Raw genomic sequence first — 12,023 nt, 5'->3', positions numbered from 1 at the left:
ATTTTAAGTACGAATAGCTTTATTTATGTCGGCCTAAATCTTTTTTAAATCTATATTTTATCTAGTTTATTTGCATTACATCGTTTTTATTTAAACGTTTTTTTTACCATTAAGTCACCTTCTTTTTTAATATACATCAATTCAATATTAGATAAGATTTATTAAATTGTTTAAAATCAGTGTTTTTTTATTTAAAAAATGACATTAATACTTTAAATTTACGATCTCAATAAATCATTTTTTTTGATAAAATTTTTTACCTCCTTTTTTTTCTGCCTTGTTTGTTTTTTTTCTTTGGCTCAAGAAAAGATATCTCACTTAGAAGAACTTGAGAAAGCTAGCTTGGCTAAATATGATATTTCAAATTTTACAGATTCAAAAAAAATTGCTCTTCAACTTTTAGAAGAATCTTATAAAGAACAAGCTACTTACTATACAGCTAGTGCCTACAATTTATTAGCTTTAAATGATGAAGCGGTGGAGAATTATTCTTCAGCAAAAGAAAAGTATACAAAATCCAAAGATCTTTCTCTACTTCATAATTACCCTAGGCTTTTAATGGTTAATTACAATGGGTTGGGGAATGTTTGGGTGCTTGAAGAAAAGAATTATAAGGTTTCAGAAATATACTATAAAAAAGCACTTCACATAGCAGATTCTTTAAATCATAGTTTTAAAAATGATGTGCTTATCAATATAGTATGGAATCGATTAGATAATAATCAACCTCAAAAAACAGCTGATTATATTGGAGAACTAAAAAAAATAACGACAAATGTAGATAAAGAATTCAGTAGATATAATAGTACTTTAATTTCTTCAGCATATTTGTTATTAGCACGTTATTATGCACAAATTAATCAACATGAACTTGCAGAAATAAATTTCGATAAATCTATTGAAGTGCTTGAAACTCATCCTTTATATGAACAATTAAGTGAAATTTACCTCTATAGAAGTAGCTATGAAAAAAGTATTGGTAAGTTTGATAAAGCATTTTTTTATTTAGAAAAACATATTTCTAACAAAAATAACTTTATTAATGAAGATCTAAAAAAGCGCTTAGCTGTAGAAAATGCACGATATGATTTAAAAGAATATGAGAGAGCTTTAGTGAGCTCTAAACGAGAGAAAGTACTTATGCAAGATTTAGCCAAATCTAAATCGAGAACTTCTTGGTTGTATGCTATAATATCAATTTTCTTATTTGCTATACTCTTACTTATTTATAGAGAAAATAAAATAAAGAACAAATTGATTATCACTTTAAATAAGCGTAATAAACAATTAAAAAAAGCAAAAAAAGATGCTGAAATTGCTGCAGAAGCTAAATCACAATTTATTTCAAATATTAGCCATGAAATTAGAACTCCATTACACGGAGTAATAGGAATAGCATCTTTATTGTTAGAAAGTGATGATACCTCCAATACAAATAAAAAGCTTCTCAACTCTTTAAAATTTTCAGGTAATTACTTACTTAATTTAATTAATAATATTCTTTTTCTCAATAAAATTGATAAAAATAAAATAAAAGTAAAACCAGAGGTTATTACGTTGCATACCTTTCTTAATAACATCTCTAATGCGGTTCAATTTCATAAAGAAAAATACAATTGTGAGGTGGTATATAAAATTGATCCAAAATTACCCAGCCAAATAATTTCTGATTCTAATATACTCTATGAGGTTCTACTAAATTTAACAGATAACGCCATTAAATTTAGTAAAGGAAAGGTAAGGGTAGAAGTAAATCAAATTAATCATACCCAAGATAAATCTATCATAGAATTTAAAGTTATAGATGATGGTGTAGGCATACCTAAAGACAAGCAAAATATAATTTTCGATAACTTTTCACAAATTTCTATAGATAAAAGTATTATGGAAGGTACAGGTATAGGTTTATCTATAGTAAGAAAGTTATTATTGCTTATGAATAGTGAGATTAAATTGAATAGTAAAGTAGATCAAGGGTCAATTTTCTCTTTTGAAATTGAATGTGATAATCCTCTTAAACAAAATGTAGTGCAAGACCAATCTTTTAAAATTAATCCATTAAAAGAGAAAAAAATAATTCAAGTAGAAGATAATCAAATCAACCGTTTAGTGGTTGAAAAGTTTTTAAAAGATTATGATGTTGATCTTAATACATTTGGTGATGGTCAAGATGGGTTAGAAGCATTAATTGAAAAAGAATGGGACATTGCTTTAGTAGATATAAATATTCCAACTTTAAATGGTTATGAGATTGTAACCTCTGTAAGAAAAATTCATCCTACAAAACCCATTATAGCCGTAACCGCATCAGAGTTGAGCGAAATTAAAGAAAGAGCTATAAAAGCGGGAATAACAGATGTTTTAATCAAACCTTTTAGTAAAGAAACTTTAATAAATACCATCTCTAAATACTTGCAATAATAAATTTTTATTTATTGTTGATTATTTTCCCTTGTGCGAGTTTTATTTTTTCTTAATTCGTACTATCTTAGCTTCACACCAACATTATCTATGACAGAAGAAACAAAGTATACCGAGGAAAACATACGTTCTTTAGATTGGAAAGAACATATTAGAATGCGTCCTGGGATGTATATTGGTAAGCTAGGGGATGGCTCTAGTGCAGATGACGGAATTTATATTTTGCTTAAAGAAGTTCTCGACAACTCTATAGACGAGTACGTTATGGGGGCTGGAAAAACTATAGACGTCTCTATACAAGGTCAAAAAGTAATAGTTCGAGATTATGGTAGAGGTATACCTCTAGGTAAAGTTGTAGATGTAGTATCTAAGATGAATACGGGAGGAAAGTATGATTCTAAAGCCTTTAAGAAATCTGTAGGTCTTAATGGAGTTGGTACCAAAGCGGTGAATGCACTTTCAGGATTTTTTAGAGTAGAATCGACTAGAGAAGGAAAGTCAGCTTCTGCGGAATTTGAAAAAGGAGAACTTAAAAACGAAGAGTTTTTAGAAGAGACTTCACGTAGAAAAGGAACTAAGGTTTCCTTTATTCCAGATGAAACTATTTTTAAAAATTATAAGTATAGGGCAGAGTACGTAGAGAAAATGCTCAAAAATTACGTATATCTTAATACGGGATTAACCATTACTTTTAACGGTGAGAAATTTTACTCAGAAGAAGGTTTAAAAGATTTACTTTCAGAAAGTATTAATGAGGAAGATCGTTTGTTTCCTATAATTCATTTAAGAGGAGATGATATAGAAGTAGCAATTACTTATAGTAAAGCTCAATACAGTGAAGAATATCACTCTTTTGTGAATGGGCAACATACTACACAAGGAGGAACTCATCAATCGGCTTTTAGAGAAGCAATCGTAAAAACAGTAAGGGAGTTCTTCGGTAAAAATTACGAAGCTAGTGATATTAGAAAATCCATCGTATCTGCGATAAGCATAAAAGTAATGGAGCCGGTTTTTGAAAGTCAAACTAAAACTAAATTAGGTTCTACTGATATGGGTGGTAACCTTCCAACGGTAAGGACTTATATTCTAGACTTTGTAAAACGACAGTTAGATAATTACCTGCATAGAAATCCGGAAACGGCAGATAAAATCCAGAGAAAAATTCTGCAAGCAGAAAAAGAAAGAAAAGATTTATCTGGTATTAGAAAATTAGCTAAAGAAAGAGCTAAAAAAGCTAGTCTTCACAATAAAAAATTGAGAGATTGTAGAATACACTTGGGAGACGTAAAAAAAGAACGTAATCTAGAAAGTACTCTTTTTATTACCGAGGGAGATTCGGCGAGTGGTAGTATTACAAAATCTAGAGATGTAAATACACAAGCGGTATTTAGTCTAAAAGGTAAACCTTTGAATAGTTACGGTCTTACCAAAAAAATTGTTTACGAAAACGAAGAATTCAATTTACTTCAAGCCGCACTGAATATAGAGGACTCGATGGAGGATTTAAGGTATAATAATATTGTAATAGCGACTGATGCCGATGTTGATGGTATGCACATTCGTTTATTACTTATTACCTTTTTCTTACAGTTTTTTCCTGAATTGATTAAAGAAGGACATTTATATATTCTTCAAACACCATTATTTAGGGTTAGAAATAAAAAAGAAACCATTTATTGCTATTCTGAAACTGAAAAGAGAAATGCCATTGAAAAACTTTCTGGTAAACAAGAAATAACACGATTTAAAGGACTTGGTGAAATTTCTCCAGATGAATTTAAACATTTTATAGGGGAAGATATAAGATTAGACCCTGTTATGTTAGATAAGGAAACTGGTATTGAAGATTTGCTAAGTTTTTATATGGGGAAAAATACTTCACACCGCCAAGAATTTATCATTGAAAATTTAAAAGTAGAATTAGATATAATAGAGGAAAACTAATTTATGAGGTTTAATAATTCAAAAAATATTAAACTTATACCTATAGTTTATTTCTTTATAATAGTGAGTATGGGCTTGTTTCTTTTCTTAAGTGTAGAGTTGCAACACATATATAAAGGAGAAGTTGTTTTTTTTCTTCTCACATTCATTTTACTTTTAATAATTATATACTTATATAAATCTGGTAAGTATTTTGAGTATGATAGTGATGGAGAAACTCTATGTTTAACAAATAGAGGTGTTTTAATTTCAGAAAAATATAATTATAGAGAGCAAAAAGCTGAATTTCCGAAGTATAAATTAAAAAGCTATAAGGTTTCTAATTACTTTTTTTTCAAATATTTGAGTGTAAAAGTATTATCGAAAAATTCTAATTCAGTTAAAAAAATAAAATTTAATATTACTTTTATTAGTAATAATAAGATCAAAGTTTTACAAAAATCTTTACAAAAAATAGTGCACCAAAATAAGCATCGTTGATTACATGGATATAGAAAATGAAAATAACCTAGAGGCGAATAATCAACCAGAAGAACAACAGGCTAAAGAAGTAATTACAAAAATTACGGGCATGTATAAAGACTGGTTTTTAGATTATGCTTCTTATGTGATATTAGAAAGAGCAGTACCAGCACTAGAAGACGGTTTTAAGCCTGTTCATCGACGTATCATGCAGTCTATGAAAGATTTAGATGATGGTCGTTATAATAAAGTGGCTAATATTGTAGGTCACACCATGCAATATCACCCCCACGGGGATGCAAGTATTGGAGATGCGATGGTACAACTGGGACAAAAAGACCTTTTAATTGATACTCAGGGTAACTGGGGAAACATATTAACAGGCGATAGAGCAGCTGCTTCTCGATATATCGAGGCACGTTTGTCTAAGTTTGCTATGGACGTTGTTTATAATCCAAAAATTACAGATTGGCAAGCTTCCTATGACGGACGTCGTAAAGAACCTATTACGTTACCAGTAATGTTTCCTCTACTTTTAGCTCAAGGGGCAGAAGGAATTGCGGTGGGGTTAAGCACAAAAATACTTCCGCACAACTTTATAGAACTTATTGAAGCTTCTATAAAACATTTACAAGGTAAACGATTTAAACTATTTCCAGATTTTCCTACAGCGGGGATTATGGATGTTAGTAATTATAATGATGGTTTAAGAGGAGGGAAGTTACGTGTACGTGCAAAGATAAGTCAGAGAGATAAAAACACACTGGTTATAAATGAGATACCTTACAGTACTACAACTAGTACTTTAATAGAATCTATCATTAAAGCCAATGAAAAAGGAAAGATTAAGGTTAAGCATATTGAAGATAATACAGCCGAAAATGTAGAAATCCTTATTCATTTACCCAATAATATTTCTCCAGATAAAACGATAGATGCTTTATATGCATTTACAAATTGTGAAATTTCAATTTCTCCGTTGAGTTGTATTATCATTGATCATAAACCTCATTTTATAGGAGTTTCAGAAATTCTTAGATTAAGTACAGATCACACCGTACAGCTTCTTAAAAGTGAACTGGAAATAAAGCTCGAAGAATTCCAGGAACAATGGCATTTTGCTTCTTTAGAAAGAATTTTCATTGAAAATAGAATTTACCGAGATATTGAGGAAGAAGAAACTTGGGAAGGAGTAATTAAAGCTATAGATAGAGGCTTACAACCTCATATTTCACACTTAAAAAGAGCTATAACCGAAGATGATATTGTTCGGTTAACCGAAATAAAAATCAAAAGGATTTCCAAATTTGATATCGATAAAGCACAACAAAAAATTGATGCTTTAGAAGATGAAATTGCAAAAATAAGACATCATTTAGAACATCTTATAGACTATGCTATAAGTTACTTTGATAACCTTAAGAAAAACCACGGCGAAGGAAGAGAAAGAAAAACAGATATCCGACTTTTTGAAGATATAGAAGCTACAAAAGTAGTGATTAGAAACACTAAACTCTATGTGAATAGAAAAGAAGGTTTTGTAGGAACAGCTTTAAAAAGAGATGAATATGTGACCGATTGTAGTGATATTGATGACATTATTTGCTTTACGGAAGATGGAACAATGAAGGTAACCAAAGTAGATGATAAAACCTACATTGGTAAAAACATTATTCATGTTGCTGTATTTAAGAAGAAAGATAAAAGAACAATTTATAACGTAATTTATAAAGATGGTAAAGCTGGTAACTCGTATGTTAAACGTTTTGCGGTTACTTCTATTACCAGAGATAGAGAATATAGTGTAGGTAAAGCTAAACCAGGTACAAAGATTCACTATTTTTCTGCGAATGTGAATGGGGAGGCAGAAGTGGTAATGGTTTACCTTCGTCAAATGGGGAGTATTAAAAAGTTAAGATTCGAAATAGATTTTGCCGAAATTTTAATTAAAGGAAGAAATTCTAAAGGAAATATAGCTAGTAAGCATCCTATAAAAAAAGTAGAATTAAAAGAAGAAGGTGTTTCTACATTAAAACCTAGAAAAATTTGGTTTGATGAAACAGTCAAGCGTTTAAATGTAGAAGAACGCGGAGAGTTATTGGGAGAGTTTAAGGGAGAAGATAGGATATTACTAGTTACACAAGATGGTTTACTCTCTACCATCATACCAGAACTTACTACTCGATTCGATATGCCTTATATCGTTATGGAAAAGTGGAAACCCAAAAAACCTGTTACAGCGATATATTGGGAGGGTGAAAAAGAAAGATACTACGTAAAACGTTTCTTAGTAGAAAATAAAGACAAAGAGGAAAATATAATTTCAGATCATCCTAAATCACAGTTAGAATTAGTTTCTACAGATCATATTCCGGTTTTAGAAATTGTGTATAGAAAAGCTCGAGGCAAAGAACAAAAACCTAATGAAGAAATAAATCTAGAAGAGTTTATTAGTATAAAAGGTATAAAAGCCCAAGGGAATCAATTAACTACAGAGTCTGTTACTCAACTAAATCTTTTAGAGCCTATCGCTTCCGCGGAAGACGAGCCAGAAGAAATTAATGAGCCAGATAATGTTATAGATGATTTTACACAAAACATTCAGAAGCCTGATGAAAAGTCTCAAACCAAACTATTTGACGATTAAACAATGATAAAGAATTTTTTTAAAGAATTTAAAGAGTTCGCCATTAAGGGTAATATGATAGATATTGCCATAGGTGTAATTATTGGAGCTGCATTTAATAAAGTAATCGATGTTCTCGTAAAAAAGGTGATTACACCACCATTGTCTTTATTAACAGACGACTTTAATTTTGAAAACCGAAAATTAATTCTTCGAGAAGCCCTATCGGCTAACGGAAAAGTAATAAAAGAGGAAGTCGCTATTGGTTATGGCGAGCTTATCACTGTTTTAATCAATTTTTTTATTATCTCCTGCACGGTATTTATTGTAGTAAAGCTATTCAATAGGTTGCGAAATAAAGCAGAAGATACACAGAACAAGAAAGTAACCACACCTAAAGATATTGAGCTTTTAACCGACCTCAAAGAAATTATGTTAGAGCAAAATAAATTGCTAAAAGATAAAGCTAGTAAAAACTAATTAGCACTTGCTTTTCTTTTTCAAAACTTCATATTCAAAAACTCAACAAGTAAAGAAAAAGTAATAACAAAATATAAGTAACCTTTGGGTATAGCCCCACCGGCTGATTAAACACTACGGTCTCCGATAAGTGAGCAGCTTCTGTAATAAGCATAAATAATCCTATTAGAATAAGAAAAGATAAAGCTAATATGGTCTTTTGGAAGCTTATTCGTAGTAATAGAGATAAAAACAATATTATCTATTCCTAAAATAATTTCAAAAAAAATTAAGGTTAGCAAAGCAACCCAAACATTTGGTGAAGTGAAAATATCGAATATTATTTAATCTTTCTCGCCGTCCCTTTTTGTTTTTTATCCTCTCCAACGATAGAAAATTCAAAAGTATAAGTATCACCTTCTGTCGTTAGAATTTTCATATGTAAGGGCTTTTCTTCGGCCATACTCTTTGGGTTGAGATTGGTCAACACATATTCACAGTCATTGATCCAACGAATAGAAGAAGAATCCACTTTATTATCAAAGTAATCAATCTCTAAAGTATCATTTCTTACAAAACGAGTCTTTTTTAGTTCTCCGTTTAGATAAGACTCAAACTCAAACGTTCCCGTTTTAAAGTCTTTACAATTTCTTTCTGGGTTGTAACAACTGCATAATAATAAGCTAAAAATGATTACAATAAATGGTTTCATTAATGAGGAGATTTTAGTTGTACAAAAATAGAAAATAAACCCTTATTAATTATGAATGATAAGCATCAAATGTACCATCGGTGTAAAAAACAATTACTTTTTCAATTTCTTTGTGTTGCTGACTTTTTATCTTTTTAGGAATTACTTTTTCTTCTAAAATGGGAGCAGAAGGCGCATTTTCATTTTTAGAAATTTTTTGCTCCTCAACAGGAGGGAAGTTTCCTTTTCCATTAAGTAACCAATACAATTCTACTTCAGGAAAAGTTTGAACTATTTTCATTACAAAATCTAAACTAGGTTTATTTCTACCAGAAATAATATGTGAAATAGAGGAACGTCCCACCTGAATTTTATCGGCAAAAGAAGTGGCGCTAAGCTCGTAAAAGCCCATTATCTTTTCTATTCTTTTTGTAAAATCTTCACTGTTTACCATTGTAAACTTTTTTAATCAATATGTAACATTACAAATGTAAACTAAATAAATACATCACACAAGGATTCTTGATTTAAAGAATAATACATAAATTAAAACTTTAAACTGCAGGTTCTAACTAATTGAAAATGAGTGTTTATTTGCGGTAAAATATGTAAATTGGAGCTTTTCCAAGAGCGGAAATCTAAATAGATGTGCAATTGTTTACAAATGTAACCTCTAAATGAATTTAGCTTGTTTACAAATGTAAAAAAGAGAATGTTTACTTTTGTAAACTATGGAAATAAACAAATTATTAGATATCGCAGGGACGTATAGGAATACCTCTTTTTTAGGTAGGTATATATCACAAGAAACTATAGATAGTTTTATAAATACTTTCCCAGAAACTCATAAAAGTATAATAGGAACATCGGTTGAAAAACGTCCTATCACTCAGTTAAAACTAGGAGAAGGATCAATTAAAGTTCTTATGTGGTCACAGATGCATGGAAATGAAACGACTACCACAAAGGCATTAATTGACTTTATAGGTTTTTTGCAAAGTAATTCCGCGGAAGCGAAAGAAATATTGTCACAAATATCATTCACAATTATACCGCAATTAAATCCTGATGGAGCTAAGGCTTATACACGAGTAAATAAAAACGCTGTCGATTTAAATAGAGATGCTCAAGATTGCACTCAACCAGAAAGTAGAGCTTTTAAAAAGGTGTATAAAGAGCTTCAGCCTCACTTTTGTTTTAATCTACATGATCAAAGAACCATTTTTGGAGTTGGAAAACCTGCAAAACCTGCTACGGTTTCATTTTTATCTCCTGCATTTAATGATTCTAGAGCTTTAAATGACACTAGAGAGAAAGCCATGAAGCTTATAGTATATATGAATCAAAGTTTGCAGGAAACTATTCCTAATCAAGTAGGAAGGTATGATGACGGGTTTAATTTAAACTGTGTGGGAGATACATTGCAAAATCTAGGATTCCCTACAATATTATTTGAAGCGGGACATTTTCAAAATGATTACCAAAGAGCGGAAACGAGAAAATTTATCTTTATTTCTTTACTAAAAGGGATTTGGGGAATTATCAAAAACAAATATGAAGACGTCGATTACCGTGATTATTTCAAAATTCCTGAAAATGAAAAATGTTTCTACGATATACTAATAAAGAATATAGGAAATAGAGAAGACTCTTTAGCGATACAGTATAAAGAAGTCTTAAAAGATAATAAGTTGATCTTTTTACCGTTTTTAGTAAAAGAAATTGGGAAGAAATTTACCTATGGTCATCATGAAATTGATGCTAAAGGAGCAATACTAACGATTAATAGTATTTTAGACTTTAGCAAAATTACTGAAATTCAAGAAATAAGCTTAGATGGTAAGAAATTTTCACTAAATTTAACAAAAACTTAAATTTAACTAATTATATATCAATAAAATTGTATTATTTTTGCATAATCTTTAAAAAACAAAATTAAATAAATGGCAAAGTTTAGATTAGATGAAGTTGATCATCAAATTTTAGATATTTTAATCGACAACACGAGAACTCCTTTTACAGATATTGCAAAAAAATTGAAAATATCTGCAGGTACTGTTCACGTTCGTGTTAAGAAAATGGAGGAAGCGGGAATTATTGTTGGATCATCTTTAACCTTAGATTATAAGAAACTAGGTTATGCTTTTATTGCTTATGTAGGTGTATTTTTACAAAAAACATCTCAAACAAAGTTTGTTTTAGAGCGTATAAATGAAATTCCTTTTGTAACGGTAGCACACGTAACTACAGGTAAGTTTAATATCTTTTGTAAGATTAGAGCAAAAGATACAGAACACGCAAAACAAATTATCTTTGAATTAGATGATATTGAAGGTGTTTATAGAACTGAAACTATGATTTCTTTAGAAGAGAGCTTAAACGATAAAAAGCGTTTAATGCATTCTATTTTCAAAGAATTATAATAAAACGTTATCTAAAAAAAAAGCTGCATAATATTTTATGCAGCTTTTTTTATTTTTCCAATTCAATGTCTTCTCTTTAGTTAAGGTGGACTTTTAAAATATTTCCAGATTCTTTTTTTCCTTCATTAGAGATATATAAATCACCATTGGGGGAGAACGTTAAACCTTCAGCTTGATTAAAATCATCTTTGTCTAACCTAATTATACTTTTAAACCTACCCTTTGCATCCAATATTAGTAACTTTGGGTTTACACCTTCTAAAACGTAAATATCTCGTGTTTGTGGGTGTATTGCGAGCTCAGAAGGTCTAAATGTTTTTTCTATTTTCTTCTCTTTGTAATTTTTGAAAAAATCTTTATTAAAGTCTAACTCATAGGTGGGCTCTTTCTTTAATTTCTTGCTATTTAAATCGAATGCATAAATTCCCTTACTTTCCTTAGTAAACGGATCATTATCTTTAACAGAAATTAATAAGCGATTGTTTTTATCATCTAAAGTCAAACTTTCTGTATTGTTTTTACTGTTTAAAAAAGTATCATATTTCTTGGTTTGGAGATCCTTACTATTATAATTTTCAATCACAAAAATTGTCCCATCACTTCGCAAAGCATATGCCTTGTTTTTAGATATAACTAAACCTTCAAAGTCGCCAGGAGCACCAAATTTTATTTCTTTCTCTACTTCAGAAGTTTCTAAGTTAAAAATATAAATAACAGCACTTTCATCTTCTATACAAGCAATTTTATTATCTCCTAACCAACTAATCCCAGAAACTTCTTGCAATTCTTTAGGTAAATCCCATTTTTCTATAATAGAATAATTTTTATTACTTAAAGCTTCTTTTTTGGGAGAATAATTAAAAGCAAAGCCAATTCCTGAAACGACTATTAAAACTCCTATAATTATCGCTAACTCTATTTTTTTAAAAAACATGATTTTTAATTTAAAATTTCAAAAATTAAATTAAAACTAGAATCTGTAATGAAACTGGAA

General features: G+C 29.9%; 9 protein-coding genes and 1 pseudogene. 6 read left to right on the top strand and 4 right to left on the bottom strand.

Features of this window, described 5'->3' with window-relative positions:
• Window positions 1–294 precede the first annotated feature (294 nt).
• The 4 genes from LX95_RS04945 (at window position 295) to mscL (ending at window position 7,936) form a co-directional block, all read left to right on the top strand.
• Entirely contained in the window at window positions 295–2,421 is a 2,127-nt protein-coding gene (locus LX95_RS04945) for an ATP-binding protein (RefSeq protein WP_146240740.1), read from the top strand.
• Window positions 2,422–2,511: 90 nt separating this feature from the next.
• On the top strand, window positions 2,512–4,368 hold the full coding sequence (locus LX95_RS04940) for a DNA topoisomerase IV subunit B (RefSeq protein WP_111540325.1): 1,857 nt from the start codon (window positions 2,512–2,514) through the stop codon (window positions 4,366–4,368).
• A 484-nt stretch (window positions 4,369–4,852) separates the two neighbouring features.
• A complete protein-coding gene (locus LX95_RS04930; RefSeq protein ID WP_111540323.1) occupies window positions 4,853–7,477 on the top strand; it encodes a DNA gyrase/topoisomerase IV subunit A in 2,625 nt (874 codons plus the stop codon).
• A gap of 3 nt (window positions 7,478–7,480) precedes the next feature.
• Complete coding sequence (gene mscL / locus LX95_RS04925) at window positions 7,481–7,936, top strand: large conductance mechanosensitive channel protein MscL (RefSeq protein ID WP_111540322.1); 456 nt, start codon at window positions 7,481–7,483, stop codon at window positions 7,934–7,936.
• Window positions 7,937–7,956: 20 nt separating this feature from the next.
• Here mscL and LX95_RS14730 read toward each other — a convergent pair.
• The 3 genes and pseudogenes from LX95_RS14730 to LX95_RS04910 form a co-directional block, all read right to left on the bottom strand.
• A pseudogene (locus tag LX95_RS14730) lies at window positions 7,957–8,129 on the bottom strand (TerC family protein); the annotation flags it as partial.
• Window positions 8,130–8,255: 126 nt separating this feature from the next.
• Entirely contained in the window at window positions 8,256–8,627 is a 372-nt protein-coding gene (locus tag LX95_RS04915) for a DNA topoisomerase IV (RefSeq protein WP_111540321.1), read from the bottom strand.
• A 49-nt stretch (window positions 8,628–8,676) separates the two neighbouring features.
• Complete coding sequence (locus tag LX95_RS04910) at window positions 8,677–9,060, bottom strand: helix-turn-helix domain-containing protein (protein ID WP_111540320.1); 384 nt, start codon at window positions 9,058–9,060, stop codon at window positions 8,677–8,679.
• A 277-nt stretch (window positions 9,061–9,337) separates the two neighbouring features.
• Between LX95_RS04910 and LX95_RS04905 the strand changes: the two genes are divergently transcribed.
• Entirely contained in the window at window positions 9,338–10,480 is a 1,143-nt protein-coding gene (locus LX95_RS04905; protein WP_111540319.1) for a M14 family metallopeptidase, read from the top strand.
• A 69-nt stretch (window positions 10,481–10,549) separates the two neighbouring features.
• Entirely contained in the window at window positions 10,550–11,029 is a 480-nt protein-coding gene (locus tag LX95_RS04900) for an Lrp/AsnC family transcriptional regulator (RefSeq protein WP_111540318.1), read from the top strand.
• Between the two features lie 76 nt (window positions 11,030–11,105).
• Here the strand turns inward: LX95_RS04900 and LX95_RS04895 are convergent, their stop codons facing one another.
• Complete coding sequence (locus tag LX95_RS04895; protein WP_111540317.1) at window positions 11,106–11,963, bottom strand: SdiA-regulated domain-containing protein; 858 nt, start codon at window positions 11,961–11,963, stop codon at window positions 11,106–11,108.
• Window positions 11,964–12,023: the final 60 nt, after the last annotated feature.

Source organism: Mesonia algae (genome assembly GCF_003253545.1).
In the GTDB taxonomy this organism is placed as follows: Bacteria; Bacteroidota; Bacteroidia; order Flavobacteriales; family Flavobacteriaceae; genus Mesonia; species Mesonia algae.
Note: the sequence above shows the minus strand (reverse complement) of the source record. Positions and strands in the feature narration are given on the sequence as shown.

Bases quoted from the DNA above. Each gene is read 5' to 3' on its own strand.
- mscL (WP_111540322.1), top strand. From the start codon at position 7,481: ATGATAAAGAATTTTTTTAAAGAATTTAAAGAGTTCGCCATTAAGGGT.
- LX95_RS04895 (WP_111540317.1), bottom strand. From the start codon at position 11,963: ATGTTTTTTAAAAAAATAGAGTTAGCGATAATTATAGGAGTTTTAATA.
- LX95_RS04905 (WP_111540319.1), top strand. From the start codon at position 9,338: ATGGAAATAAACAAATTATTAGATATCGCAGGGACGTATAGGAATACC.
- LX95_RS04930 (WP_111540323.1), top strand. From the start codon at position 4,853: ATGGATATAGAAAATGAAAATAACCTAGAGGCGAATAATCAACCAGAA.
- LX95_RS04910 (WP_111540320.1), bottom strand. From the start codon at position 9,060: ATGGTAAACAGTGAAGATTTTACAAAAAGAATAGAAAAGATAATGGGC.
- LX95_RS04900 (WP_111540318.1), top strand. From the start codon at position 10,550: ATGGCAAAGTTTAGATTAGATGAAGTTGATCATCAAATTTTAGATATT.
- LX95_RS04940 (WP_111540325.1), top strand. From the start codon at position 2,512: ATGACAGAAGAAACAAAGTATACCGAGGAAAACATACGTTCTTTAGAT.
- LX95_RS04915 (WP_111540321.1), bottom strand. From the start codon at position 8,627: ATGAAACCATTTATTGTAATCATTTTTAGCTTATTATTATGCAGTTGT.